Here is a 26,240-nt window from a genome sequence, read left to right on the forward strand (position 1 = left end):
TCTGCCTTCCGTGCACTCGCTCCGGACGAGACGTGGCCTACGTGGTGGTCAGCTCGCTCAGCCCCTGAACCGCTGACCGCGCAGGCCCGCGAGTCCGAGGACGACGAGCAGGACTCCGGCGCCGACGACGGCGACGGGTCCCACGACGCCCCAGGGGATGTCGAGATCGGTGGCCTGTGAGAGGAGCACAGCGATGGCGCCGAGCAGGCCGAGGAGTCCGAAGACCGAGGTGGTCGGAGCGGGGCCGGACTTGAACTCGGGCACCGCCGTCTGGGGAGACTGCGCCGTCCATGCCGGTTGAGCGGCAGGCGAGGGGTCGGGGTCCGTGCCACGGTCGCGGTCGTCGAGGAGGGTCTCGATCGTGGTGGTGTCGTCGTGCTTCGGGTGCTCGTGGGTGACTTCGTCGTGCTGGCTCATGGGTCAGCCCTCCTGGATGGTGATCTGGCCGAACGTCACGTCGGCGCGGACGATGATGGTGGGGGCGCCGGTGCCGAGGTCGACGGTCAGCGTCTCGCTGGGCCCGTCGGCATCGCCTCGGTCACGTGCGGAGACGCCGCCCGGCAGGTTGCCGCGCACCTGGACGTCACCGAAGGCCGAGTGGGCGCGGATCTGGGCGCTGGCCCCTGCCGGCACGATGATCGTCATCTCGCCTGCTCCCTGCTGGACCTCGATCTGCTGAGGGACGGACGGCACGGCTGCGGTGGGTGGGGTCGGCGGTGACACGGACGGGCCCGGGGCGGCCGAGGCGCCCGGTGCGGGAGCGGTGGGAGCCGGGCTGGGCGTGGGCGCTGGGGTGGGGGTGGGCGGCGGGGTCGGCTGCTGAGCAGGGTCGGCGAGCTGGGCGACGAGGGGCCGCAGGTCGAGCGTGGTGTCGCCGGCGCCGAGCTCGTAGCGGGTCATGGTCGTCGAGACGGCCGGCGTCCAGGTGCGGGTGCCCTGCCCTCCGCTCCACGCCTCGTCGCCGATCGCGGCGCCGACGGTGCCGAGTCCGAGGATCGTCACGAGGGTGACCGACATCAGGCTCCGGCGGCCGGTCAGGCCGATGACCATCGTGGCCAGCGAGGCCGCGCCGAGGGCGATGATGCCCCCGAACAGCTCGCGGGAGCCGGAGAAGTCGAGCGGTTCATCGAGCATGAGGCCGGCGCCGTAGCCGACGATCGCGACACCGAGGACGAGCGCGAAGCCGGCGAAACCGGCGCCGCGTCGGCGCGGACGTCGCGGGGGCGGCGCGAGCGGCAGGTGGGCGCGGGGAGGCACCGGGGGAGCAGGTGGCGGCTGCCAGTCGTCGGACGCCTCGCCCGGGGCACCCGGGGTGCCCGGATGGATGGGTGCGTAGGACGCGGGAGCCGAGCTGGCGGCATACACGTCCGTTCCGGCGGGACCAGTGGCACCCGCCGCCGTGGGGGCGGCCATCCACGGGGATGCGGCGACGCCCTCCCTGCGCTGCTGGTGGCGCCACACGAGCCAGCCGATGACGGCGAGCGGGACGATGCCCCAGCCGAGGAGGAACCCGTTGTCGCCGAAGACGATCGCCGCGATGACGATCAGCGCGATGACCGACAGGGCGATGGCTCCACCGGCGTCGCCACCACCGTCACGGTCGAGGGCGTCGCGGGCCATGATGCGGCCGGTCTCGTCGGGCAGCAGGAGCCAGGCCACGAGGTAGACGACGATGCCGAACCCACCGAGGAGGGTCAGGGCGATCACCGCCGCCCGGATGAGGACCGGGTCGACGTCGACCCGGCGGGCGATGCCGGAGCACACGCCACCGAACCACTGGCGGGAGCGGTCACGGCGGATGCCGATCGAGAGGATGTCGTCCCAGAACTTGCTGCCCTGCGACTGGCCCTGGGGCTGGCCCTGCGACTGGCCCTGGTCGTGGGCGGTCTGAGCCGGCCCTGGTGTCTGCGTCATGTCACCAACAGTGGCCGACGTGGGGCCCTGCTGCCATGAGGGTCGACCCTGACGTCGCCCTGAGGTGACCCCCACGAGACCCCTGCACCCACCGACATCCCCGCGTTCGTGCGTCAGGATGGGGGTGTGGCCACACCCTACGAACGCGTCAAGGAGCCGGCGGTCGTCCTTCCGCCGGGACGACCGGCGCTGACCCGACCCCTCCACGGGCGGCGGCTCGGCGGGGTGTGTGCCGGCATCGCCGACCACCTCGAGGTGCGTCGCCGCTGGGTGTACCTGGCCTTCATCGTCCTGGCGATCTCGGGCCCCGGTCTGCCGGTCTACCTCTTCCTGTGGGTCGTGACACCGTCGAGCGACCTCGGCGGCGAGCAGCGCGAGCCCGGCGCCCTGCGTGCGGTGTCCGGCCTGAGCGAGTCCAAGTGGGGCACCTTCGTCGCGGCCGGAGGGCTGCTCGTCCTCGTCGGGACGGTCGTGGGTCTGCAGTTCGCCGGCGTGGACGTGCGCGCCGGGGTGCTCCTGCCCCTGCTGCTCATCGCCGCCGGTGTCGCCGTCGCCTGGTCGCACCTCGACGACGCCGAGCGCACCAAGTGGCTCGGCACCCAGCAGCAGGACCGCGGCATGCTCGTCCTGCGCCTCGGGCTCGGCATCACCGTCGCGGTCATCGGCATCCTCGTGCTCACGGTCCGCGGCAACTCGTTCGCCGCGATCGGTGACGCCCTCCTCGCGACGGTCGCGGTCCTCGTGGGGGCCACCCTCATCGCCGCTCCCTGGGTGGTGCGTCTCTGGCGCGACTACCGCCAGGAGCAGGAGGTCGCGGCGCGGGCCAACGAGCGCGCCGACATCGCCGCCCACCTCCACGACTCCGTCCTCCAGACGCTGGCCCTCATCCAGCGTCGCTCGCACGACCCCGCGTCGGTCACGCAGCTGGCCCGCGCCCAGGAGCGCGAGCTGCGCTCGTGGCTGTATGCCGGGCCCGCCGGTTCCGACGAGACCCTCGCCTCTGCGGTCACGGCCGCTGCGCACGACGTCGAGGACCAGAACGGGGTCGTCATCGACCTCGTCGTCACGGGTGACCGCCCGCTCGAGGAGCACGGCACCGCCCTCGTCCGCGCGATGCGCGAGGCGATGCTCAACGCGACCCGGCACGGGGAACCGCCGGTGACGGCATACGCCGAGATCGGGCCCAGCGGGGTCGAGGCGTTCGTCCGTGACCGCGGCGAAGGATTCGACCTCGCCGACATCCCCGGGGACCGGCTGGGCGTGCGCGCCTCGATCCTCGGCAGGATGGAGCGACACGGGGGCACCGCCAAGGTCCGCCGCCGTGAGGACGGAACCGAGGTGGAGCTCACGCTCCCACCTCTCGAAGGAGAGCAGTCATGAGCACTGAGCCCAAGAAGCCCGCAGCGCCCCGGACCGGCCCGGTGCGCGTCGTCCTCGTCGACGACCACCGCATGTTCCGCACGGGGGTGCGCAGCGAGCTCGCCGAGGAGTCCGGCGCCGCGATCGAGATCGTCGGTGAGGCGCCGGACGTCGAGGCCGCCGTCAAGGTCATCCGCGAGACCCGGCCGGACGTCGTGCTGCTCGACGTCCACCTGCCGGGTGGGACGGGCAAGGGCGGTGCGGACGTCATCAACGGCTGCTTCGGGGTCGAGAGCGAGGCCGGGGCCCCGGTGCGCTTCCTCGCCCTGTCCGTGTCCGACGCCGCCGAGGACGTCATCGCGGTCATCCGTGCGGGCGCTCGCGGCTACGTCACCAAGACGATCACGGCCCGGGACCTCGGCACGGCGGTGCGGCGGGTCGCCGATGGTGACGCGGTGTTCTCGCCGCGGCTCGCCGGGTTCGTGCTCGACGCCTTCGGAGCGGCGGCCGGCGAGATCGCCGAGGTCGACGAGGAGCTGGACCGCCTCTCGGCGCGCGAGCGCGAGGTCATGCGGCTCATCGCTCGCGGCTATCAGTACAAGGAGGTCGCCAAGGAGCTCTTCATCTCGGTGAAGACCGTGGAGACGCACGTGTCCTCGGTGCTCCGCAGCTTCCAGCTGTCGTCACGCCACGAGCTCACCGCGTGGGCCATGGGGCGTCGGTTGGTGTGAGGCGCGCCCTCAGCGCACGTTGAGCTTCGGCGACGCGGCTCCGAGGGTCCTGGCGGTCGCGTCCTTCGGGCCGGCACTCAGGGTGTCGGTCTTGGTGCCCTCGCCGGTGCTCCCGTTGCCCACGATGCCGGTCGCAGCCGCAGAGGCGGTGATGACCCCAATGCCCGGGGCGTACTCGCTCGCCCGATAGCGCTCGAAGGTCCCGACGACGTCGAGGAGGACGTTGGTCGTCCCGGCGCTGCCGTTGTAGATCGAGTAGCGGTTGGTCTCCGAGAGCGATGGCATGACCATGCTGGCCACCACCTGCCCGGCTGCCGGGTTCATGGCGCTGACGAGTGGCCGGGCATCGCCCGCGGCCCAGATCGTCAGGATGGCGGGTCGGGTGGGTGCGACGGCGGTGAGGTTGCCCGAGAGCGACGTGGTCCAGCTGCCGGCCACGGCGTTGGCATCGCCGGTGCCCGTGGCATTCGGTCCCAGCTTGCCGAACCCCTGGTTGCTGCGGGTGTCCAGGATGCGCTTCGGGGTGTTGAGCGCGGTGAGGCGGGACCCTTCGGGGAGGGTGTCGTCGTCGAAGATGCCGACGACGTCGAAGATGACGTGGACCTTCTGCTTCGAGCCGTTGGCGACCGTGAAGGCGGGAAGGTTGTTGAGGCGTCCGACCGGGACGATCGCCATGTTGGGGACGGTGCGTCCTGCCGTGAAGTTCAGCGTGGACACCGTCGGCACGTCCAGCGAGTTGATGCCGTTCCACAGGGTGATGAAGCCGGAACCCTCCGGGGCCACCGCTGTCACGTTGAGCGCGAGCGCCTTGACCTTGGGGTTGTCGGCACCGAAGTTGGCGGTGAGGTCGAAGATCTCCTGACCGGCCACCTTGCTGTCGTTGCGGCTGTCATAGAGGCGGAACGGCTCGAAGGCATGGAAGGACCCGTAGATGCCCCGGGTGCCCGAGGTGCCGGCGGGGTTGCGGTAGTAGCCGACGACGTCCACGAGCACGTTGGTGAGGCCGGCGCTCGTGAGGAGGCGGACCTTGCCGTTGAGCGTGCCGGCCCCCGTGCGGACGGTCACGAGGTTGGCCCCGGTCCAGCCCTTGGGGTAGTTCATGGACGAGGCGTTGGGCGGGGCCTGGCCCGCGGGGTAGGCGGAGAGGTAGCCGCCGACCGTCGGCGCCACGACGGTGATGTTGAGGACGACGGAGGAGATGCCGGTCGACGGCAGGCCGTTGGCACCCACGATCTGGAAGTCGCGTGGAACGCCCCCGCGCAGGGGTGACTTGGTCGCACGGGTGTCGGCGAAGCGTCGCGGCTTGGCCAGAGGCGTGTAGGAGCCGTCAGGGGTCGCGGTGCCGATCGCGGCGACGGAGACGGTGTCGAGGCGCGTGAAGTCGGCGTCGCGGATCGCGAGGGCGAGGTACTCGGCGCCGGTCTCGAGCGGCTGCACCACGACGTCCACGGTGCACGTCCCGCCGGCCGGCAGGGTGGCGTTGGTGCAGGTGTTGTTCCTGACCTCGCTGGACAGGTCGCCGGCCCAGGCGAGGTCCCGGACGGTCGTGGCCTCCGGGGTGGTGAAGGTGAGGCGGCGCGAGGCGGCGTTCTTGCCGAGCGGCAGGCTGCCGGCCCGCTGGGCGGCCACAGTGCTGTTGAGGCGGAGCTCGGCCACGGTCTGTCCGGTCCCGGAGCAGTTGGCCTGGAGGGTCGCGGCGAGGGAGGTGAGCTGATCACCTTCGTAGGCGAAGTCATGGACGGTGACCCGAGAGCTGGCGCCGTCGGTGCAGGTGGACCCGTTGCCCGTGATGCGGACCCCGAGCCGGCCGGCAGCGGTGCCCAGCTGGAAGGTGCCCACCTTGAACTTCTCGCCCGTGAAGGCGCTCAGCCGCACGGAGGTGGTGCCGACGGTGAAGGTCCGGCTCGAGCCGGACCCGGTGATGGTCGGCGACTGGGACGCGAGAGAGGCCACGGTCGCGCCTGCGGGTGCCACGACCGCGAGCTCGTTGCGTGGTGGGACGGCCACGGAGGGTCCGGATGCCGAGGCGGTGAGGGGGGACGCGGTCGCGGACAGTGCGGCGACGAGGAGTAGCGCGCCGAGAGACGACGCGCGGGACGAGCGCTTCATGAGGTTCCCCTTGGTGAACAGACCGCCTCGCGCGATCGCGCGTCGGCACTGGGCGGACAGTATCCCGGCGCGGGGCTGCCTGTCACTCGTTCAGGGGATGAGCGGCAGCTTTCCCTGCGTGCACCGCCCGTGGCGACGGTGCTGCCTCAGCGCGAGTTGATCCTGGGCGACCGCCCCCGGGGCGCCTCGCCCGTGGGCGTCTCGCCCGTGGACGTCTCGCCCCGGTGGGGCATCAAGCGCTCGCCCGTCGATGCCTCGGCCGATGGGCCGAAGCTGCGTCCCGCGCCCCCGGCTGCGTCGGCACGGGCACCGTAGAGGACGCCGCTCTCGACGGGAACGTCCGCGACGCGGTAGAACTCGAACGCGCCGACCACGTCGAGGATGGCGTTCGTCGTCCCCAGGGCGTTGTTCACCGAGAACTGTCTGTTGCGGGAGATGTAGGGCATGACCATCGCCGCGACGTTCTGGCCCGCGTAGGGGTTCATCGAGCTGACGTCCGGTTTGGGCTCGCCTGCCTCCCAGATGGTCAGCCAGGTGTTCTTCGTCGGCGCCACCGCCGTCAAGTTGCCCGACAGCACGGTGGTCCACCGTGTGCTCACTGACGCCGCGCTCGCCGTGCCCGTGGCGCCCTCCGTGAGGGGCGAGAGGCCCAGCTTGGAGCGCGAGTCGACGATCCGCTTCGGGCTGGCGAGCGGTTTGAGACGGGAACCGCGGTCGAGGGTGTCGTCGTCGAAGAACCCGACGATGTCGACGATGACGTGGACCGGCTTCGCCGACCCGTTGGCGACCGTGAACGCCGGAAGGTCGCCGCAGTAGCCGCAGTTGCCGACAGGGACGATCGCCATGTTCGGGACCACCCGGCCCGTCGTGAAGTTGAGGTTGGAGACGGTGGGTGTCGTCGCGCCGTTGACGCCGTTCCAGAGCGTGAGGTATCCCGAGCCCTCGGGTGAGACCGCCGTCACGTTGAGCGCAAAGGCCTTGATGTTGCGGTTGACGTCGCCGAAGTCGGCAGCCAGGTCGAAGACCTCCTGGGGTTCCACCTTGACGTCGCTGCGGCTGTCGTAGAGGCGGAAGGGCTCCACTCGTTGGAAGGACCCGTAGATGCCAGGGGTGCCCGAGGTCCCGGCCGGGTTGCGGTAGTAGCCGACGACGTCGACGATGACGTGGCTCGTGCTCGCGCTCGACAGGAGTCGGACCTTGCCGCCGTTGACCCTGACGGTCACGAGGTTGGCGACGGTCTGACCCTTGGAGAAGTTCATCGACGACGCCGCGGGTGCGGTCGTGCCGGCGGGGTACGCCGTGAGGTAGCCGCCACTGCCCGGCGCGACCACCGTGAGGTTGACGACGACGGTCGAGATCCCGGTGGAGGGCATGCCGTTGACGCCCATGACCTGGACGTCCCGGGGGGTCCCGGCACGGAGCGGCGTGTTCGTGGGCCGGGTGTCCAGGAATCGCCTCGGTGTGGCGAGCGAGGTGTAGGCCCCGTTGGGAGTCTCGGTGCCGAGGGCCGTGATGGTGACGGTGTCGAGGCGCTTGGCCTCGGCGTCGAGGACGGTCAGGGCCATGAAGCTCCCTCCCGCCTCGATCGGTCGGATCACGGCGTCAACCGTGCACGTCTGCCCTGCGGCGAGTGAGGCACCCCTGCAGGTGTCGTTGTCGGCAACGACTTCCAGGTCACCGGTCCAGCCCAGGTCGGCGATGGTCGTCGCCTCGGGGGCGGTGAACGTGACACGGCGCGAGGGGGCGTCCTGACCCAGGGGGAGTGCGCCTGCACGCTGGGAGTCGACTGTGCTGTTGAGCCGCAGCTCGCCGACGCTGTTGCCGGTGCCTTGACACGGCTGCTGCCACGTCGCGGCCAGGGAGGTGAGCTCGGCATCCTGGTAGCTCACCTCGTGGATGACGATCGTCCCGGTGAAGGTGACGCACGACCGGCCGTCGCCGTGGACCTCGAGCAGGACGCCGTCGGCACCCCCGCGGATGTCGAACGTGCCCACCTTCAGCGGCTGGTCATCCGACGGACGGATGTGGACGGAGGTCGAGCCGACCGCGAAGGTGCGGTTCGAGCCGGTGCCGGTGATGACCGGCGCCGTCGAGGTGACCGACCTGACAGCGGCGTCCGTCGAGGAGACGACTGTCATCTCGTTGCGCGGTGGCACCGCCTGGGTGGGTCCGGATGCCGAAGCCGTGATGGGAGACGCAGTCGCGGACAGCGCAGCGACGAGGAGGAGCGCGCCGAGAGACGACGCGCGAGACCAACGCTTCATGACTTTTTCCCCTTGGTGAACAGACCGCCCCTGCGCGATCGCGCTGCGATGCTGGGCGGACCTTATCCCGGGGCTGGGAGGCGTGTCACGGGTTCAGGGAAGTCAGGGGATGAGGAGCAGCTTGCCCTGCGTGCGGCGCCCCTCGAGATCGGCGTATGCCGTGCGTGCGTCACTGAGGGGGTAGCGCCCACCGATGCTGACCTGGACCTCACCGGACTCGATCCACTCGAACAGGTCGGTCGTGCGCGCGCGCAGCTCGTCGGGCGTCGCGAGGTAGGCGCCGAGGCTCGGGCGGGTGACGAAGAGCGAGCCCAGCTTGTTGAGCCGCTGGAGGTCGAACGGCGGGACCTGACCGCTCGCGCCGCCGTAGAGGACCAGCAGCCCGCGCGGACGGAGGGAGGCCAGCGATGCCTCGAACGTGTCCTTGCCGACGCCGTCGTAGACGACGTCGACGCCCTTGCCGTCGGTGAGCTCTCGCACGGTCGCGGCGAGGTCGTCGACCTCGCTGTAGTTGATGAGCTCGTCGGCACCGCGCTCGCGGGCGGTCTCGAGCTTCTCGGCGGAGCCGGCGGTGGCGATCACCCGTCCGCCGCGCTTCTTGGTCATCTGGGTGAGGAGCTGGCCGACGCCGCCGGCGGCGGCGTGGACGAGCGCGACGGTGCCCTGCTGGACGGCATACGTGCTCGTCGAGAGGTAGTGAGCCGTGAGGCCCTGGAGCATCGCGGCTGCTGCGGTCTCGAGGTCGACTCCTGGTGGGACGTGGACGAGGTTCCTGGTGTCGACGGCGGCGTAGGTCTGGGCCGAGCCGGCGCCCTGGCCCCACGCGACGCGGTCGCCGACGACGAAGCTGCTGACGTCGTCTCCGACGGCGACCACCTCGCCCGCGCCCTCGTTCCCGCACACGAACGGCGTGGGGACCGGGTAGACGCCCTCGCGCTGGTAGGTGTCGATGAAGTTCACGCCGGCCGCGGCGACCCGCACGAGCACCTGCCTGCTGGTCGGCGCCGGCAGCGCCTGGTCTCGGACCTCGAGGACCTCGCCGCCTCCATGGGCGGTCACGACGAGAGCGGGGGCGGACTCGGGCAGGGCAGAACCGGACGTCATCGCTTCAGGCTAGCCGTGATCCGCGGGGGCGATCAGGCGCGGTGCAGGTGGACCTCGGTGGCCTTGACGGCGAGGACGACGCGGTCGCCGCGCGCGAGCCGGAGGTCCGCCACGGCGGCCGGTGTGATGTCGGCGCTGATGAGGTCGGTGCGGACCCGCACCAGGTGGCCGTGGGGCTCGAGGTCGACGACGGTGGCGGCAAGGCTGTTGCGGGGGCTGCCGTGCGGCGCGTCGAGGTGGACGCTCACGGCCGAGGGGGCCACGACGGCGGCGACCGCATCACCCTCGTCCACGGCGGAGTCCGCGACACCGTGGAGGAGGCGACCGTCCGGCATACGCAGGGCTCCGTCGGTGGCCACGCCGCGGATGAGGTTGAGCCCGGCGAAGCGGGCACCGAAGTCACTCGTCGGGCGGCTGAGCACGAGGCTGGTCTCGCCCTCCTCGACGACCCGACCACCGTGGATCACCGCAACCCGGTCGGCCAGGAGTGCGGCATCGAGGACGTCATGGGTGACGAGGATGGTCGTGCGGTCCTGCGTGACGTGGCGCAGCAGGTCCCGGACGTCGGGCGCGACCTCGACGTCGAGCGCCGAGAGGGGTTCGTCGACGAGGAGCACGGCAGGTTCGACGGCGATAGCGCGCGCGATCGCGACCTTCTGGGCCTGGCCGCCGGACAGCTCGCGAGGACGACGGCCGGCGTATGCCGCCATGCCCACCTCCTCGAGCCATCGCACCGCCCGCTCGGTGGCGTCGCGCCGGGACGCGCCACCCGCGCGCAGGCCGAAGGCGACGTTGTCGAGGGCGCTGAGATGGGGGAAGAGGCGAGCGTCCTGGGCGAGGAGGGCGATGCCTCTGGCGTGTGGCGGGACCCAGGTGCGAGTGCTGCCGACCGCGTCGCCGGCGTCGGAGAGGATGCGGTCGCCGAGCCGGACGGTTCCGGCGTCGGGTCGGAGGAGGCCGACGGCGGCGGCGAGGATCGTCGACTTGCCGGCACCGTTGGGGCCGAGGAGGGCCAGGGTCTCGCCGTCGTCGACGGTGACCTGGGCGTCGACGTCGCGGCGGTGGACGGTGATGTCGAGCGAGCAGGTCGGGCTCATGAGGTGCCTGCTGCGAGGGAGTCGCGCCGGGCGCGGGTGAGGCCGATGACGAGCACGGCGACCGCGACGAGCACGAGTGAGAGGGCGACGGCGGCTCGGGGGTCGCCCTCGCGCTGGAGGTAGATCTCGAGGGGGAGGGTCCTGGTGGTGCCCTGGAGGGATCCCGCGAAGGTGATCGTGGCGCCGAACTCCCCGAGGCAGCGCGCGAAGGCGAGGATCGTCCCGGAGAGCAGGCCCGGCAGGGCCAGGGGGATGGTGACCCGCCGGAACACGGTCGAGGGGTCGGCGCCGAGAGTGGACGCGACCTCCTCGTATCGCGTGCCGGCGGCGCGGAGGGCTCCCTCGAGGCTCAGGACGAGGAAGGGCATCGCGACGAAGGTCTGGGCGATGACGACGGCCGTGGTCGAGAAGGCGATCTCGAGGCCGAGGACCTCGAGCGTGTGGCCGAGGAGGCCGCGCCTGCCGAATGCCTGGAGCAGGGCGATCCCGCCGACGACGGGTGGGAGGACCAGGGGGAGCAGGACGAGAGAGCGCAGGAGGGTGGCTGCGGTGCCGTGGGTGCGAGCGAGGACGACTGCGAGGGGGATGCCGAAGAGCAGGCAGAGCACGGTGCTCATCGTCGCCGTGCGGAGGCTGAGCCAGAGGGCGGCCCTGGACGCCTCGGACGTCACGAGCGGCCAGAAGTTGGCCCAGTCGACGGTGAGGGCCATCGCCAGGACCGGCACGGCCACGAGCAACGCACCGAGGGCTGCCGGGACGACGAGCCAGCGCGGGATCGTCAGGTGGGTCACGGCGCCGCGAAGCCCGCTGCCTGCAGGACCTTCTGGCCCTCGGCGCTCGTGGTCGCGGCGACGAACTCGCCGGCGAGCGTGGCGTCGGTGGCGCCCCTGAGCGCGGCGATGGGGTAGATGTTGACGACCGACTTCGCCTCGGCGAAGTCCAGACCGGTCACCTCCTCGCCCGCGCCGGAGCTGTTGGCGGCAATGACGTCCGTGACATAGACGAGGCCGCCGTCGGCCTCACCGGAGCGGACCTTGCCCAGGACGTCGGTGACGGCCTGCTCCTCGCTCACCGGCTTGATGTCGATGCCGGCGGCCTTCTCGACGGCGACACTCGCCGCGCCGCAGGGGACGGCCGGGGCGCAGAGGACGACCTTGGCGTCGGTCTTGGCGAGGTCGGCGAAGGAGCGGATGCCGGCAGGGTTGTCCTTGGGCACGACGATCTGGAGGGTGTTGGACACGAACGGTGTGGGCTCGCCGGCGAGGAGGGCCTCGGCGACCGCCTTCTTCATCGTGGGCTCGTTGGCGGTGGCGAGCACGTCGGCGGGGGCGCCGTCGGAGAGCTGGGCAACCAGGCCCGAGGAGCCACCGAAGCTGAACCTCACGGTGACCCCGGGGTGCGCCTTTTCGAAGTCGTCCCCGATCTGCTCGAAGGACTTCTGCAACGAGGCAGCCGCGAAGACCGTGAGTGTGCGTCGAGCAGCATTGGACGAACTCGACTGTGCTGCAGGCGGACCCGTGGCGCCCGACGCTCCGTCTCCTCCGCACCCGGCCAAGAGCAGAAGGCCGGCGACAGCGATGGACGAGCGGACGGCATACGCGATGTTCACGGGGTCTCCACGATGACGGTCGTCGACTTCACGACGGCGACGGCGACGGAACCGAGCTCGAGACCGAGCTCGCGGACGGCCTCGCTCGACATGAGCGAGACGACCCGGAACGGGCCGCACTGCAGCTTCGACCTGGGCCATCACCTTGTCCATGGTGATGTCGGTGACGAGGCCGACGAAGCGGTTGCGGGCGGAGCGGCCCACGCTCGAGGGGTCGGCGACGGCGCGGGCCTGCTCGCGGGCGAGGAGCGCCACCGCGTGTCCGTCGACGACCTTGCGTCCGGCCTCGTCGGACCGGGCGTCGAGGGCGCCGCTGTCTACCCAGCGACGGACGGTGTCGTCGCTGACACCGAGGAATCCGGCGGCTTCGCTGATCCTCATGAGCGGCATGATTGCCAGTCTAGCGCCGCAGATGCGGAATGTGTCGCGTTCGTCAGTTCCGCAGGCTCGTGAGGATGTCGTCGAGCATCGGCGGGGTGAGGCGGCCGGTGTAGGTGTTGTGGGGACTCACGTGGAAACAGCCGACGAGACGCACCGGGTGGCCGCTGGGAGTGAGCAGCTCCACCCGGGCTCCGTGGCCGAACTTCGGCCTGGGCTTCGGGACGGTCCAGCCCAGCGTGGTCGTCGCGGCGAGGACGCCGTTCCAGCCGATGGCGCCGAGCGTCATGATGACGCGGAGGCGGTCGCCGAGGAGCTCGAGGTCGCGGCCGAGCCAGGTCGCGCACGTGGCGCGTTCGGTCGGTGTGGGCGCGTTGGCGGGAGGGGCGCAGCGCACGGCGGCGACGATCCGTATGCCGGTGAGCCGTAGGCCGTCGCCGGAGGCGACCGAGGTCGGCTGGTTCGCGTAGCCGGTGCGGTGGAGGGCGGCATACAGGAAGTCGCCAGAGGCGTCGCCGGTGAACATCCGGCCGGTGCGGTTGGTGCCGTTGGCGGCGGGGGCGAGGCCGACGATGAGGGTGTCGGCGGTGGCGTCGCCGAACGACGGGCCGGGGCGTCCCCAGTAGGGCTGGTCGGCGAACGACGCCCGGCGACCCTCTCTCGCAACGGTTTCGCGCCAGTCGACGAGCCGGGGGCAGGCACGGCAGACGGTGACGCGGGCGTCGACCTCGGCGAGGCTCGCCGCCGTGTTCGCGAGGTCTTGGACTTCGCTCGGGTTGTGGGCGACGGGGGTGCGTGACGTCGCGGGATCGCCCGGCCAGCCGGTGCCGGGCTGGACGGGGGAGAGGTGGGGCTTCCCGGTGATCGGGTGCGGGTCCGGGCCGACGCGAGTCACGCCGTCACTGCCCGTCACGGCTTGCCGTCGTCCTCGGGCTCCGGTGGGATGTCTGCGCCTTCGCGCTCGTCACGGTCGGCCCACTCGATCAGCGGGGCGATGTCGAAGACGTGCTTGTCGATGTCGGCGTGCAGGTCACCGAGCTCGGCGAACCGCTCAGGCACCGTGGCGATGGTGCAGTCCTGGGGCTCGACGTCGTCGACCTCGTCCCACCGGATCGGCGTGGAGACGGTGCCGGTCGTGTTGCCGCGCACCGAGTAGGCGCTGGCGATCGTGTGGTCGCGGGCGTTCTGGTTGTAGTCGACGAAGACGGCCTCCGGGTCGCGGTCCTTGCGCCACCAGGTCGTCGTCACATCCTCGGGTGCGCGGCGCTCGACCTCCCGGGCGAAGGCCAGAGCGGCTCGACGGACCTCCTGGAAGCCGTGGTCGGGCTTGATCCGGACGTAGACGTGGAGGCCGTGGCCACCGCTGGTCTTGGGGAAGCCGGTGGCTCCGAGCTCGTCGAGCACCTCGTGGGCGACGTGGGCGACGCGGCGCACCCGGTCGAACGGTGCGTCGGGCATCGGGTCGAGGTCGATGCGCCACTCGTCCGGCTGCTCGGTGTCGGCGCGGCGGCTGTTCCACGGGTGAAACTCGACGGTGCTCATCTGCACCGCCCAGATGACGTGGGCGAGGTCGGTGGGGCACAGCTCGTCGGCGTGCAGCCCATATCTCGGGAAGTGCAGGCGCACCGTCTCGAGCCAGGGCGGCGCCCCTCTGGGGACCCGCTTCTGGTGGACCTTTTTGCCGTCGACGCCGTCGGGGAAGCGGTGCAGCATCGTCGGTCGTTCGCGCAGCGCGTTGAGGATGCCGTCGCCGACCGCGATGTAGTAGTTGGCGAGGTCGAGCTTGGTCTCGCCGCGGTCGGAGAAGTAGACCCGCTCAGGACTCGACAGCTTCACCTCGTGACCGGCGACGTCGAGGATCACCGGTTCGCCGAACTCACCCTTGCGAGAAGCCATGCACGACACCGTATGCCGTCCGCCCACCTCACGCGGTCAGAGCAGACTGGGTAGTCCGGTGAGTGCGACAAGGCGCGGCATCAGGACGACACCTGTGTGGACCAGCACGTGGGTTGTGGGCACAGGCTCGCCACCGTGGATGCGGCCGGGAGCGCTCAGCCCTGTCCAGCATGACTTCAGAAGGGGATGGTTTCTGGTGGTCGGGGCGGGAAGTCGACGAGGTAGCGCCCCCAACCGGGAGTGCGGTCATAGTCGATGCCTGGTGGTGGTCCGCCGTAGGTGTTGCCGTCGATGTCGAACGAGACCGGGTACGCGCGGGGGTGTCGTGGGATGTCGTGGCTGTCGAGGAGCTCGGCCAGCTCTTCTTCGAAGGTGGTGGGGATGTCGGCGGGGTCGATTGGGGCGGGCGTCGAGGTGGTGGGGTCGCGGTGGGTGCGGCCGGCGGTGACGAGGTGGAGGTGGTCCACGGGCCAGGTCGTGGTGGCCAGGCCGGTGGGGTCGGTCCAGGTGGCGGTGGCGTCAGGGTGCAGGCGCACGGTCCAGCCGTCGCGCTGCTTGATGCGGTGGTGACGTCGACACAACGCCATGAGGTTGGTCGGGGTGGTGGGGCCGGTCGGCCAGGGTCGGACGTGGTCGAGGTCGCACTGGCGTGCGGGGGTGGCGCAGCCGGGGAAGCGGCAGGACCCGTCGCGCAGCCGGATGAGTCGGGCCATGGGGTCGGGCACGCGGTAGGAGTCGGCGATGAGGTCGTCAGGCGGTGCATTGCTCGCGGGTGGTGCGTCTCCGCGTTCGTGGGCCTTCTCGCGAGCGCGTTCTCGTGCGCGTTCCCGGCTCTGGTGCGCGCGGCGGGCGCTGTCCTGGCCGCGGGCGAACGCCTTCGGGATGTCACCGGCCACCAGCGCGCCGGTGCCACGGTCGCAGGTGAGGTCCCGGTCCGGGTCGGAGGCGCCGGCGGCATGGAGCCAGTCCCGGCGCACGAACGTCGTCCCGGAAGCGCCCAGCCCACCGACCTCGACGAGGTCCTCACCGGAGCCGAAGCCGGAGCCGGCGGCAGTGCCAGTGCCAGTAGCGGTAGCGGTAGCGGTGGCGGTGGCGGTGGCCTGAGCCGTGTCGCTCACAGGCGCCTCGTCGTCGTCGGCGGCGCGGGTGGCGTGGACGACGACCTTGACGTCGGAGTGTTCGAGGATGAGCTCCATCATCGCGTCGGCGCGGGCGAGTTCGAGGGAGTCGGCCTGCTTGTCACGCACGAGCTGACGGGCACGTTCGGTCACCGCAGCCCACGCGGTCCGGGCCTGCTCCACCTTGAAGTCCCCCCGCCAGTGGTCCGTGCCGTGCACCCCGGTGCGCCGGGTCAGTCCGCGCCGGGCACGTTCGTCCTCAGCATGGGCGGTCACCGCGTGCGGGTCGACCTGCGCCGCCGTGCGAGCCAGCAGCCGGCGCAAGGGCCCAGTTGTCAGCTGCCCCCACACGTCCTTGACCCGGTCCACGACCTCCGCCGCGGACTCCGGGGACAGGAACTCCGTCTCCTCCGTCACGACCCGCGCCCGGTGCTCATCCAGGTCACCAGTGGCCATCGCATCGACCACCCCAGGGGTGCGGGTCAGCTGACGGACCGCATCCAGGACCCGGTTCGCCGCGACATGTACCGAACACCCCAACCGGGGCGCAGCCAGCTCCGGAGCGTCAAGACGCTGGTACCCCAACCCGTGGTGCACCTCCACCGAGGTCCCGTCCTCCTGCACGTGCGAGTCCCGCGCGGACAGGTGCGCCAACGCGATCGCCTGCCGGGCCGACGCCGCATCCTTCTCCCGCTGCGCCAGCTCGATCACGTCCAGCAGCTCCTCGGAACTCATGTCCGAAGCGGAAGCAGACAACGCGGCATACCGGCCCTCCAGGGCGGCGGTCGCAGCGGTGCTTTCCATGTCTCAATCATACTCGAACGTCCGTTCGTACAACAAGCCATCCACAGGCGAATTCGGTTCTGCCGCAGGCGAACACGTGCCGCAGCGCTCGCGTCATGGTGTGGACAATTGACATTCCTACTTAGGTAGGAACACCATCTGCTCATGGGCGGGCGAAGGGGCGTGAGGACCGGCAGAGCCAATGGCTCAAAGGTGTCCTCGACCTTGCCGTCCTGGCGGCCCTGTCACGGGAGACGTCGGCATATGGCTACACCCTCATGGCCAGCCTTGCGGCCTACGGGTTCGAGGGGATCAAGGGCGGCACGATCTACCCGCTACTGGCCCGGCTCGAGGACGACGGGTTGGTCGAGAGCAAGTGGGTGACGGGTGACTCGGGACCCGCACGCAAGTACTTCTGGCTCACCGACGCTGGCCGCGTGGAGCTCGACGCGGGCCGCAACGGCTGGCTCACCTTCTCGACGACCATGACCACGGCACTGAGGGGATGAGATGAGCACGTCCAGAGGGCACTACATCCGAGAGCTCAGCGAACAGTTGCGCAGGTCGAAGGTCACGTGGCCGCAACCGGCGAGGACCTAGTGGTTGCGTTTGGACAGCCAGTCGACTACGCGCGGGAGTGGCGCTCCCTGTCTCGGCGGCGGTGGGCCGGGCAGGTCCTGCTGTGGACACTGCCCGCGGCGGGCATAGCCAGCGGCATCACCGCGATGTTCGCTGACCGAGGGTGGGGCGAGCGTGTTCCGCTCGACGGCTCGGACGCTGTCAGCTTCGTCGTCATGTTTTGCGTGGTCGGTCTGATCCCGTGGACCGGAGGATTGTTGGAGCCGTCGCCGGGCTTCGCGTCTGGGTGAGAGCACCATCCCCTCGGCGTGGCCGGTGAGACTCGCGGTTGTCGGCGTGTTCGCCGTCACCGTCGCCATGCTCGCCTGGGCCGTCGAGAAGCTGGGCCGCATCGACCGTGCTCGTCGAGGTGCCGCGATGGCTCCTTGCCCTGGTCGCGGTGGCGGGCATTGCGGCGGGCTTCTTCACCGGCCCTTCGCCCAACAGTGCGAGCCAGCCACCTGCACCACCTTGGGCGCCGCGTCAGTCGTGGAAAACTCGGGTGCGGCGGGCCTTTGTCAACCGCTAGCCTCGTCCCCATCATGAAGAACTGACCCAGCGACCCGCACGCGCCCGAGGCCCACGGCCCGCGCGAGCACCCGAACCACTCCCGCTGGAGTCCCATGTCCCAACCCCTGACTGTCCGCGACGTCTCGCACGGCTACGAAGGCCGCACCGTCCTCGACGCCATCGACCTGACCGTGGCCCCGGGCCAGCGCGTCGGGCTCATCGGCGAGAACGGTTCGGGCAAGTCCACGCTCATCCGTCTCGTCGCCGGGATCGAGGCCCCGGACCACGGCTCCATCGCGACCCCAGCAGACCTCGGCCACCTCGCCCAGGACAGCGGCCTCGACCCCCACAGCACCGTCGGCGAGGTCCTCACCCAGGCACTTGCACCCCTCCATGACGCCGTCGCCAATCTGGAGAGGCTCAGCCACGACCTGACCAATCCCACTGCGGCACAGGCCTATGACGACCTGCTCAGCTGGGCAACGTTCCACGACGCCTGGGATGCCGACCGCCGCGCACAGGTCTCTGCCCACCGCCTAGGCCTCGACGCCATCGACCGCCGCCGCACGGTCGCCGAGCTCAGCGGCGGCCAACGCAGCCGCCTCGCCCTCGCCGCCCTCCTGACCAGACGCCCGGAGTGCCTCGTCCTCGACGAACCCACCAACCATCTCGACGACCAGGCCCTCGACCACCTGGAATCCGAGCTCGTCACCCTGCCCGGCGCCCTGCTCGTCGCCAGCCACGACCGCACCTTCCTCGACAGGGTCTGCACCGCAGTCGTCGACCTGGACCCCACCCACTTCGGGACCGACGGCGAAGGCGGACGACGGTTCACCGGCAACTACACGGCATACCTCGGATTTCGTCACGAGTCCCAGCGACGCTGGGAGGAGGCGTATGCCGTCCAGCAGACCGAGCTCGCCGACCTGCGTGCCGCTGCGCGCACGACGACGACCGACGTCGCGCACAACCGGGCGCCGCGCGACAACGACAAGTTCATCCACGCCTTCAAGGGGGCCCGGGTGCAGAAGTCCGCGAGCCGCAGGAGCAGGGACGCACAGCAGCGGATCGAGGTGCTCGAACGAGACAGGGTGCCCAAGCCGCGCCCACCACTGAGGTTCGCCGGCGACTTCACCGCTGCCGGCGCAGGATCCGTCCGCGTGCGTGACCTCGTCGTCGACGGTCGCGTCCACGTTCCGCGCCTCGACGTCGGGGCAGGGGAGCACGTGCTCATCGAGGGAGCCAACGGCTCCGGCAAGTCGACCCTGCTCCAGGTCCTCGCGGGTCGCATCACCCCGGACGCCGGCGATGTGCAGGTCAGCGCGCGACGGATCGGCCTCCTCACCCAGGACGTCGAGTTCGCCGACCCGTCGGCAACCGTCCGCCAGACCTATCGTGCGACGGACTCGGAGGTCCTCCTCGGCGAGCTCGGCCTCATCCATCCGCGCGACGTGGACCGTCCCGTGGGCCTGCTCAGCGAGGGGCAGCAACGGCGCCTCGCCCTGGCCGTCGTCATCGGTCGGCAGCCCGAGCTCCTCCTGCTCGACGAGCCGACCAACCACCTCTCGCTCGCGCTCGTCGAGGAGCTCGAGTCCGCCCTCGCCCGCACCCCCGTGACCGTCATCGTCGCCAGTCACGACCGCTGGCTCCGGGAACGCTGGACCGGCCTGCGCGTGCTCCTGGGTGACGGTGCCACGACGTAGGGTTGGTCCTGAGATGAGCACCCTTTTTGATGGCATGGAGTTCAACGGTTCGGGCCTCGGCGACCCCGATCCCGCCACGGACCCCGACAACGCACCCACGACGGACCACGACACGCACGTGAGCGCCCACGCGGCGCTCGTCAACGCCGCCGGAGTCCCCTCGTGGGCAGTGGAGGGCGCCGCGGACGACTCCGTTCCAAGAGAGCCGGCCTGGGGCGCCCGGCCCGCAGCCGACCCGGAGGCCCTGCTCGAGGGCCTCAACGAGGAGCAGCGCGAAGCCGTCGTCCACGCGGGCGGCCCGCTCCTCATCATCGCCGGCGCCGGCTCGGGCAAGACCCGCGTCCTGACCCACCGCATCGGCTACCTCCTGGCCGCGCGGGGCGTCCAGCCCGGCCAGATCCTCGCCATCACCTTCACCAACAAGGCCGCCGCCGAGATGCGTGAGCGCGTCCAGGACCTGGTGGGCCCGCGCGCCAGGGCGATGTGGGTCATGACGTTCCACAGTGCGTGCGTGCGGATCCTGCGCCGCGAGGCCGACAAGATCGGGATGAAGTCGACGTTCTCGATCTACGACGCCGCCGACAGCCAGCGGCTGATGTCGATGGTCATCCGCGACATGGACCTCGACCCCAAGCGCTACAACCCACGCAGCTTCACCCACCAGGTGAGCAACCTGAAGAACGAGCTGGTCGACGAGGAGACGTATGCCGCCCGCGTGGGTGCCGAGCCCAGCGCCGAGAACCCCGGGGGCACCCATACGGAACGTCTGCTCGCGGACGCCTACACGGCATACCAACGTCGTCTGCGCCAGGCCAACGCGCTCGACTTCGACGACATCATCATGCTCACGGTCCACATGCTCCAGGCCTTCCCGGACGTGGCCGAGCACTACCGTCGCCGCTTCCGCCACGTCATGGTCGACGAGTACCAGGACACCAACCACGCGCAGTACCAGCTGATCCGCGAGCTCGTGGGTTCGGACGCCAAGCGCGGAGAGCACGCGGTCGAGCCGAGCGAGCTCGTCGTCGTCGGCGACGCGGACCAGTCGATCTATGCGTTCCGCGGCGCGACGATCCGCAACATCGTCGAGTTCGAGGAGGACTACCCGGACGCCCGGACGATCCTGCTCGAGCGCAACTACCGCTCGACCCAGACGATCCTCACCGCCGCCAACGCGGTGATCTCGCGCAACGAGTCGCGGCGCAAGAAGAACCTGTGGACCGACTCGGGCTCGGGGGCGCCGGTCATCGGCTACGTCGGCGACAACGAGCACGACGAGGCGTCGTTCGTCGCGCGCTCCATCGACAAGCTCGGTGACGAGCACGGTGTCAGGCCCGGTGACGTCGCCGTCTTCTATCGCACCAACGCCCAGTCGCGAGCCCTCGAAGAGGTCTTCGTGCGGGTGGGCCTGCCCTACAAGGTCGTCGGCGGGACCCGCTTCTACGAGCGTCGCGAGGTCAAGGACGCGCTCGCCTACCTGCGCGTGCTGTCCAACCCGGCCGACACGGTCAACCTGCGCCGCATCCTCAACGTGCCCAAGCGCGGCATCGGCGACCGTGCCGAGGCCGTCGTCGCCGCCCTCGCGGAGCGCGAGCGCATCACGTTCGTCGAGGCCCTGGGCCGCCCCGAGGACGCGCCCGGCATCGCCACCCGCTCCATCGCCTGCATCAAGGGGTTCACCGCGCTGCTCGAGGACCTCGGCAAGGTCCGTGACGACGACGACGCCGGCGTGGCAGACCTGCTGGAGGCGATCGTCGAGAAGTCCGGCTACCTCGCCGAGCTCCGCGCCAGCCACGACCCGCAGGACGAGACCCGCGTGGAGAACCTCGCGGAGCTCGTCGCCGTGGCCCGTGAGTTCGACGAGGCCCGAGCCGAGACCGGCGAGGTCAACCTGCTCGAGGACTTCCTCGAGCAGGTCTCGCTCGTCGCCGACGCCGACGAGATCCCCGACTCGGTCGAGGCGGAGCAGCAGGGAGTGGTCACCCTCATGACCCTGCACACGGCCAAGGGGCTGGAGTTCCCCGTCGTGTTCCTCACCGGCATGGAGGACGGCACCTTCCCGCACCTGCGCTCGCTCGGCGACCCCAAGGAGCTCGAGGAGGAGCGGCGGCTGGCCTATGTCGGCATCACCCGGGCCCGCGAGCGCCTCCACCTGTCCCGGGCCGCCGTCCGCTCCGCCTGGGGGGCGCCGCAGTACAACCCGCCCAGCCGCTTCCTCGACGAGATCCCGGCCGAGCTCCTCTCGTGGGAGCGCGAGCTCAGCGGCCTTGCGGCCATCGGGCAGCGCGGCCAACGTCCGGCCGTCGCCTCCTTGGCCGCCCGGCCCGGTGTGCGCTCGCCCGGCAACCGGCCGATCATCCCGCTCGCGCCCGGCGACAAGGTCACCCACGACTCGTTCGGCATGGGCAGCGTCGTCCGCACCATGGGTGAGGGCGACAAGACCCAGGCCGAGGTCGACTTCGGCGGTGAGACGGGTGTCAAGCGCTTCCTGCTGCGCTTCGCCCCGCTCGAGAAGCTCTGACCCGCACCACACCCTGACCTCCTCTGCCCCGGTGTCGGGGATCGGGGCTCTCAGGCGCGCGTGAGACCCCTGATCGCCGACACCCGGCGTTGTCCGGCAATGACGAAGGGCGGCACCCTCGACGGGTGCCGCCCTTGCGACCGTAAGTCAGGAGCCTCAGCTCACTGCAGACCCTTTTCGGCGAGCCAGGGAGCCGGGTTGACGGCTCCGGCGCCTTCGGGGTGGATCTCGAGGTGCAGGTGCGGGCCGGTGGAGCGACCCGTGTTGCCCGTGTAGCCGACGATCTCGCCCGGCATGACCTCGTCGCCCGGAGCGGACGAGTAGCCGCTCATGTGCGCATAGAAGGACTCGGTGCCGTCCCAGTAGGTGATGCGCACCAGCTTGCCCATGTTGCCGTTGTTGCCGGTGAAGGTGACGGTGCCACGGGACATGGCCCGCAGCGGCGTGCCGATCGCGGTGCCGAAGTCGTTGCCCCAGTGCATGCGTCCCCACCGCATGCCGTAGCCGGACGTGAAGGACGCACCCTCGATGGGCATGACCCAACGCTTGCCCTCGCGCTGCATCTTGGCCTGTGCGGCAGCCTCGGCGGCGGCTTCAGCAGCCTCGGCAGCGGCTTCGGCGGCGGCCTTGGCCTTGGCCGCGGCGGCGACCCGGGCCTTGTTGCGGGCCACGCGCTTCTGCTCCGTGACCCGGCCCTGGAGGGCGGCGGTCTGGATGGCGACCTGCTGGCGGCGCGTGGAGAGGTCAGCCTGCTGGGCGACCTCGGTGGCGGCCTGGTCCCGCGCGGTCTGCGCCTGCGCGGCAGTGAGGTCGAGCGTCAGCGGAGCGGACTCGGCAACGGTCGCCCCCGTGGCGGTGACCACAAGGGCCACAGCAGCGGCCGTGGGCAACACGAAGCCAGGGTGAAGGGCGCGAGAGACGCGGGTCGTCGCAGGTTTGCGATGACGGCCTCGGTGGCGCCCCTGGTAAGAGGAAGTCAAAACAGGGATACCTCACGTGCAGGGGACACGGGAGGCACCACCGTACCGTGACCTGACCGTTATACAAACTCGTTGTCCACAAAGAGCGCTGACCTGCGAGGATGCCGGCTCGCCGATGGCGAGTCGATGCGGAAGTCGCCGGCTCGTGCCGACGGAGTCACCTTCCAGCCCGGTCAGGAACGAGCCTGGGCCGTATGCCGTCCGCTCCCGTCGCGTCGACCACGGAGGCGGACGCCGTCGTCGGGACGTGCCCGAGTGGCGAGCGGGGTGACGCCGGCGGTGACCGTGCCGCCGTCCTGGTCGAGCTCTGCGAGCGCCGTCGAGATGCCATGGACGACGTCGCCCACGATGGGCAGCGAGATGTGGCCGACCCCGTGCAGGCGGATGTTGCGGACCGAGAGGTCGCGGTGACGCAGGGCGCCGTTGGCCTGGGGGACGATGATGACGTCGGTGTCCGACCAGTAGCAGATGAACCGGGTCGTGCACCCGGGTGCGGGCTCCTCGAACTCACGCATGAGTCCACTGCCGGGGCGCATCTGCGCGCCGAGGCGGCTCGGCAGCGCGTACGCGCTGTAGGTGCCCTGGTGGGGCGTGCCGAGCGTGACGAGCGTGTGCACGTGCTCGTCGCCGCCGAGCCGGGTGATGTAGTAGCGGGCGATGAGGCCGCCGAGGCTGTGCCCGACGACGTGGATCTTCTCGTAGCCGGTCTCGGCGACGATCGCCTCGATCTCCTCACCGAGCTGGGCGGCGGCGGTGCGGACGTCGGCGGTCAGTGACGAGTAGTTCATCGCGTAGACCGAGCCGAACCCGCGACGGGTGAGGCCCCGGCGCAGCAGGGTGAAGATCGACCGGTTGTCGACGAAGCCGTGGACCAGCAGGATCGGGGTCCCCGAGGCTTCGAGGTGCGAGATGATCAGGCCGCGCTGCACGGGTGCCAGGTGCTCGATCCGGTAGCCCCGCAGGCCCTCGGCCCGCACCTGGAAGATCCCGAGCGGGTAGGTCACCAGGTGGGTGCTGACCCAGGCGCCCTCGATCGCCATCCCGACGATGGCCCTCGGGGTCAGCAGGCTCCCGACACCACGGGCGAGCGACGCGCCGGCCGTCGCGGCGCGACGGGCGTGGCCCCTCATCGGGATCCGCGGCCGGCGGGGGTGCGTGCGCGGGCCGGTCCGACCGGGCGCGTCCTCGCTGATGCATCCATGGTGTTTTCACCGTAGTACCCCGCCACCGGGGTCCTTGATGTAGTGAGGATCACGTGTCGGGCATCACCCGATCGATACCCGTGGGCTCTGGTCCCGGCGCGGCGGGTCTAGGCTCGGCCCGAACCAACCAGCGGTCAGCAGACGACGACGTGAGGACGGGAACGAATCCGTGGACCTTTTCGAGTACCAGGCACGCGATGTGTTCGAGAAGCACGGTGTACCCGTGCTGGCAGGAGCAGTCGCCACCACCCCTGAGCAGGCGCGAGCGGCCGCCGAGACGATCGGGGCCAGGAGCGGCGGCGTCACGGTCGTCAAGGCGCAGGTCAAGACCGGTGGCCGAGGCAAGGCCGGCGGCGTCAAGGTCGCCAAGACCGTCGACGAGGCGCAGCAGCACGCCGAAGCCATCCTCGGCATGGACATCAAGGGCCACACGGTCCACCAGGTGATGATCGCCCAGGGCGCGCAGATCGCCGAGGAGTACTATTTCTCCGTCCTGCTCGACCGGACCAACCGCACCTACCTCGCGATGTGCAGCGTCGAGGGCGGCATGGACATCGAGCAGCTGGCCGTCGAGCGCCCGGAGGCCCTCGCCAAGGTCGCGGTCGACCCCAACGTGGGCATCGACACGGCCAAGGCCCAGGAGATCGTCGACGCGGCCGGCTTCGACGCCGAGACCGGCGCCAAGATCGTGCCCGTCCTCGAGAAGCTGTGGGTCGTCTACCGCGACGAGGACGCGACGCTGGTCGAGGTCAACCCCCTCGTCAAGACCAACGACGGCGACATCGTGGCGCTGGACGGCAAGGTCACGCTCGACGAGAACGCCGACTTCCGCCACCCCGACCACCTCGCGCTCGAGGACAAGGCCGCTGCCGACCCGCTCGAGGCCGCCGCCAAGGAGAAGGACCTCAACTACGTCAAGCTCGACGGCAACGTCGGCATCATCGGCAACGGCGCGGGTCTCGTCATGAGCACGCTCGACGTCGTCGCCTACGCCGGCGAGTCGGTCGGCTCCAAGCCCGCCAACTTCCTCGACATCGGGGGCGGTGCGAGCGCCGAGGTCATGGCCAACGGGCTCGGCATCATCCTGGGCGACGAGCAGGTCAAGGCCGTGTTCGTCAACGTCTTCGGTGGCATCACCGCCTGCGACGAGGTCGCCCGTGGCATCGTCGGCGCGCTCGACACGCTCGGCGACGCCGCGACCAAGCCACTCGTCGTGCGCCTCGACGGCAACAACGTCGAGGAGGGTCGCCGCATCCTTGCGGAGCGCGACCACCCGCTCGTGACCATCGAAGCGACCATGGACGGCGCCGCGGCCAAGGCCGCCGAGCTCGCCGCCCAGGCCCCGGCCAACTGACCAAGGACGAGGAACACAGCACATGGCAATCTTTCTGAACTCTGACAGCAAGGTCATCGTCCAGGGCATGACCGGCGCTGTCGGCATGAAGCACACCAGGCTCATGCTGGCTGACGGCACCGCCGTCGTCGGTGGAGTCAACCCCAAGAAGGCCGGCACCTCGGTCGACGTCGACGGCAAGGACATCCCCGTCTTCGGGTCGGTCAAGGAGGCCATGGAGGCCACCGGCGCCAACGTCTCCGTCGTCTTCGTGCCTCCGGCCTTCACCAAGTCAGCCGTGGTCGAGGCCGTCGACGCCGAGATCCCGCTCGTGGTCGTCATCACCGAGGGCATCCCGGTCAAGGACTCGGCCGAGTTCTTCAACTACTCGTTGGGCAAGGCCACGCGGATCATCGGCCCGAACTGCCCCGGCCTCATCAGCCCCGGCAAGTCCAACGTCGGCATCATCCCCGGTGACATCGCGGGCCCCGGACGCATCGGCCTCGTGTCGAAGTCCGGCACCCTGACCTACCAGATGATGTACGAGCTGCGTGAGTTCGGCTTCTCCACCGCCATCGGCATCGGCGGCGACCCCGTCATCGGCACCACGCACATCGACGCGCTCGAGGCGTTCCAGGCCGACGACGAGACCGACGCGATCGTCATGATCGGCGAGATCGGTGGCGACGCCGAGGAGCGGGCAGCGGCCTACATCCAGGAGCACGTCACCAAGCCCGTCGTGGGATACGTCGCGGGCTTCACGGCTCCCGAGGGCAAGACCATGGGCCACGCCGGCGCCATCGTCTCGGGCTCGTCGGGCACCGCCCAGGCCAAGAAGGAGGCCCTCGAGGCCGCCGGGGTCAAGGTCGGCAAGACGCCGTCCGAGACGGCCGAGCTCATGCGCGAGATCATGCGCAACCTCTGAGCCACGCCTTCGCGCGCAAGGCGAGCGGGCGGCATACCGAGAAGTCTTCGGTATGCCGCCCGCTCGCTTTTCGTGTCCGGGTCGCC

General features: G+C 70.5%; 20 protein-coding genes and 1 pseudogene. 7 read left to right on the top strand and 14 right to left on the bottom strand.

Going from position 1 to position 26,240, the window contains the following annotated elements:
* Nucleotides 1-57: 57 nt before the first annotated feature.
* Together ACZZ98_RS12775 and ACZZ98_RS12780 are read right to left on the bottom strand one after the other, a co-directional pair.
* Entirely contained in the window at nt 58-417 is a 360-nt protein-coding gene (locus ACZZ98_RS12775) for a hypothetical protein (RefSeq protein WP_463516589.1), read from the bottom strand.
* A 3-nt stretch (nt 418-420) separates the two neighbouring features.
* The gene (locus ACZZ98_RS12780; RefSeq protein ID WP_463516590.1) at nt 421-1,914 is read right to left on the bottom strand and encodes a PspC domain-containing protein; all 1,494 of its coding nucleotides are present in this window, start codon (nt 1,912-1,914) and stop codon (nt 421-423) included.
* 126 nt (nt 1,915-2,040) lie between these two features.
* Between ACZZ98_RS12780 and ACZZ98_RS12785 the strand changes: the two genes are divergently transcribed.
* Together ACZZ98_RS12785 and ACZZ98_RS12790 are read left to right on the top strand one after the other, a co-directional pair.
* Nucleotides 2,041-3,294, top strand: a complete 1,254-nt coding sequence (locus tag ACZZ98_RS12785) for an ATP-binding protein (RefSeq protein WP_463516591.1) — start codon at nt 2,041-2,043, stop codon at nt 3,292-3,294.
* Entirely contained in the window at nt 3,291-4,004 is a 714-nt protein-coding gene (locus tag ACZZ98_RS12790) for a LuxR C-terminal-related transcriptional regulator (protein WP_463516592.1), read from the top strand. The genes ACZZ98_RS12785 and ACZZ98_RS12790 overlap by 4 nt, the downstream gene beginning before the upstream one ends.
* 9 nt (nt 4,005-4,013) lie before the next feature.
* Here the strand turns inward: ACZZ98_RS12790 and ACZZ98_RS12795 are convergent, their stop codons facing one another.
* The 10 genes and pseudogenes from ACZZ98_RS12795 to ACZZ98_RS12840 form a co-directional block, all read right to left on the bottom strand.
* Nucleotides 4,014-6,113, bottom strand: coding sequence for a hypothetical protein (locus ACZZ98_RS12795; RefSeq protein ID WP_463516593.1), 2,100 nt, complete (start codon nt 6,111-6,113; stop codon nt 4,014-4,016).
* Between the two features lie 146 nt (nt 6,114-6,259).
* The gene (locus ACZZ98_RS12800) at nt 6,260-8,377 is read right to left on the bottom strand and encodes a hypothetical protein (RefSeq protein ID WP_463516594.1); all 2,118 of its coding nucleotides are present in this window, start codon (nt 8,375-8,377) and stop codon (nt 6,260-6,262) included.
* Nucleotides 8,378-8,479: 102 nt separating this feature from the next.
* Nucleotides 8,480-9,481, bottom strand: a complete 1,002-nt coding sequence (locus ACZZ98_RS12805; RefSeq protein ID WP_463516595.1) for a quinone oxidoreductase family protein — start codon at nt 9,479-9,481, stop codon at nt 8,480-8,482.
* A 32-nt stretch (nt 9,482-9,513) separates the two neighbouring features.
* Nucleotides 9,514-10,578, bottom strand: a complete 1,065-nt coding sequence (locus ACZZ98_RS12810) for a sulfate/molybdate ABC transporter ATP-binding protein (RefSeq protein WP_463516597.1) — start codon at nt 10,576-10,578, stop codon at nt 9,514-9,516.
* Complete coding sequence (locus ACZZ98_RS12815) at nt 10,575-11,369, bottom strand: ABC transporter permease (RefSeq protein ID WP_463516599.1); 795 nt, start codon at nt 11,367-11,369, stop codon at nt 10,575-10,577. The genes ACZZ98_RS12810 and ACZZ98_RS12815 overlap by 4 nt, the downstream gene beginning before the upstream one ends.
* Nucleotides 11,366-12,187: a molybdate ABC transporter substrate-binding protein gene (modA, locus tag ACZZ98_RS12820; RefSeq protein ID WP_463516600.1), complete on the bottom strand. Its 822-nt coding sequence runs from the start codon at nt 12,185-12,187 to the stop codon at nt 11,366-11,368. Before modA ends, ACZZ98_RS12815 begins: the two co-directional genes overlap by 4 nt.
* A pseudogene (locus ACZZ98_RS12825) lies at nt 12,184-12,577 on the bottom strand (TOBE domain-containing protein). The gene modA and the pseudogene ACZZ98_RS12825 overlap by 4 nt, the downstream one beginning before the upstream one ends.
* A gap of 43 nt (nt 12,578-12,620) precedes the next feature.
* On the bottom strand, nt 12,621-13,460 hold the full coding sequence (locus ACZZ98_RS12830) for a uracil-DNA glycosylase (protein ID WP_463516601.1): 840 nt from the start codon (nt 13,458-13,460) through the stop codon (nt 12,621-12,623).
* Between the two features lie 14 nt (nt 13,461-13,474).
* Nucleotides 13,475-14,461 (bottom strand): non-homologous end-joining DNA ligase, encoded by a 987-nt coding sequence (ligD, locus tag ACZZ98_RS12835; protein ID WP_463516602.1) that lies wholly within the window; start codon nt 14,459-14,461, stop codon nt 13,475-13,477.
* 176 nt (nt 14,462-14,637) lie between these two features.
* The gene (locus ACZZ98_RS12840) at nt 14,638-16,383 is read right to left on the bottom strand and encodes an HNH endonuclease signature motif containing protein (protein ID WP_463516603.1); all 1,746 of its coding nucleotides are present in this window, start codon (nt 16,381-16,383) and stop codon (nt 14,638-14,640) included.
* Between the two features lie 221 nt (nt 16,384-16,604).
* On the opposite strand from ACZZ98_RS12840, the gene ACZZ98_RS12845 reads away from it, so the two are divergent.
* From ACZZ98_RS12845 to pcrA, 3 genes are all read left to right on the top strand, one after another.
* Nucleotides 16,605-16,871, top strand: a complete 267-nt coding sequence (locus ACZZ98_RS12845; RefSeq protein ID WP_463517779.1) for a PadR family transcriptional regulator — start codon at nt 16,605-16,607, stop codon at nt 16,869-16,871.
* Between the two features lie 732 nt (nt 16,872-17,603).
* Nucleotides 17,604-19,193, top strand: a complete 1,590-nt coding sequence (locus ACZZ98_RS12850) for an ABC-F family ATP-binding cassette domain-containing protein (protein WP_463516604.1) — start codon at nt 17,604-17,606, stop codon at nt 19,191-19,193.
* Nucleotides 19,194-19,206: 13 nt separating this feature from the next.
* On the top strand, nt 19,207-21,714 hold the full coding sequence (pcrA, locus tag ACZZ98_RS12855; protein ID WP_463516605.1) for a DNA helicase PcrA: 2,508 nt from the start codon (nt 19,207-19,209) through the stop codon (nt 21,712-21,714).
* 161 nt (nt 21,715-21,875) lie between these two features.
* Here the strand turns inward: pcrA and ACZZ98_RS12860 are convergent, their stop codons facing one another.
* Both ACZZ98_RS12860 and ACZZ98_RS12865 read right to left on the bottom strand, forming a co-directional pair.
* Entirely contained in the window at nt 21,876-22,607 is a 732-nt protein-coding gene (locus ACZZ98_RS12860) for a M23 family metallopeptidase (RefSeq protein WP_463516606.1), read from the bottom strand.
* A gap of 260 nt (nt 22,608-22,867) precedes the next feature.
* A complete protein-coding gene (locus tag ACZZ98_RS12865; protein WP_463516607.1) occupies nt 22,868-23,824 on the bottom strand; it encodes an esterase/lipase family protein in 957 nt (318 codons plus the stop codon).
* Between the two features lie 241 nt (nt 23,825-24,065).
* On the opposite strand from ACZZ98_RS12865, the gene sucC reads away from it, so the two are divergent.
* Complete coding sequence (gene sucC, locus ACZZ98_RS12870) at nt 24,066-25,250, top strand: ADP-forming succinate--CoA ligase subunit beta (RefSeq protein ID WP_463516608.1); 1,185 nt, start codon at nt 24,066-24,068, stop codon at nt 25,248-25,250.
* A gap of 22 nt (nt 25,251-25,272) precedes the next feature.
* The gene (sucD, locus tag ACZZ98_RS12875) at nt 25,273-26,154 is read left to right on the top strand and encodes a succinate--CoA ligase subunit alpha (protein WP_463516609.1); all 882 of its coding nucleotides are present in this window, start codon (nt 25,273-25,275) and stop codon (nt 26,152-26,154) included.
* Nucleotides 26,155-26,240: the final 86 nt, after the last annotated feature.

Source organism: Knoellia sp. AC549, assembly GCF_979258975.1.

What these genes read in the sequence shown, in the direction of transcription:
- ACZZ98_RS12775 (WP_463516589.1), bottom strand. Translation starts at nt 417, where the DNA reads ATGAGCCAGCACGACGAAGTCACCCACGAGCACCCGAAGCACGACGAC.
- ACZZ98_RS12780 (WP_463516590.1), bottom strand. Translation starts at nt 1,914, where the DNA reads ATGACGCAGACACCAGGGCCGGCTCAGACCGCCCACGACCAGGGCCAG.
- ACZZ98_RS12790 (WP_463516592.1), top strand. Translation starts at nt 3,291, where the DNA reads ATGAGCACTGAGCCCAAGAAGCCCGCAGCGCCCCGGACCGGCCCGGTG.
- ACZZ98_RS12795 (WP_463516593.1), bottom strand. Translation starts at nt 6,113, where the DNA reads ATGAAGCGCTCGTCCCGCGCGTCGTCTCTCGGCGCGCTACTCCTCGTC.
- ACZZ98_RS12800 (WP_463516594.1), bottom strand. Translation starts at nt 8,377, where the DNA reads ATGAAGCGTTGGTCTCGCGCGTCGTCTCTCGGCGCGCTCCTCCTCGTC.
- ACZZ98_RS12805 (WP_463516595.1), bottom strand. Translation starts at nt 9,481, where the DNA reads ATGACGTCCGGTTCTGCCCTGCCCGAGTCCGCCCCCGCTCTCGTCGTG.
- ACZZ98_RS12810 (WP_463516597.1), bottom strand. Translation starts at nt 10,578, where the DNA reads ATGAGCCCGACCTGCTCGCTCGACATCACCGTCCACCGCCGCGACGTC.
- ligD (WP_463516602.1), bottom strand. Translation starts at nt 14,461, where the DNA reads ATGGCTTCTCGCAAGGGTGAGTTCGGCGAACCGGTGATCCTCGACGTC.
- ACZZ98_RS12840 (WP_463516603.1), bottom strand. Translation starts at nt 16,383, where the DNA reads ATGGAAAGCACCGCTGCGACCGCCGCCCTGGAGGGCCGGTATGCCGCG.
- ACZZ98_RS12850 (WP_463516604.1), top strand. Translation starts at nt 17,604, where the DNA reads ATGTCCCAACCCCTGACTGTCCGCGACGTCTCGCACGGCTACGAAGGC.
- pcrA (WP_463516605.1), top strand. Translation starts at nt 19,207, where the DNA reads ATGAGCACCCTTTTTGATGGCATGGAGTTCAACGGTTCGGGCCTCGGC.
- ACZZ98_RS12865 (WP_463516607.1), bottom strand. Translation starts at nt 23,824, where the DNA reads ATGAGGGGCCACGCCCGTCGCGCCGCGACGGCCGGCGCGTCGCTCGCC.
- sucD (WP_463516609.1), top strand. Translation starts at nt 25,273, where the DNA reads ATGGCAATCTTTCTGAACTCTGACAGCAAGGTCATCGTCCAGGGCATG.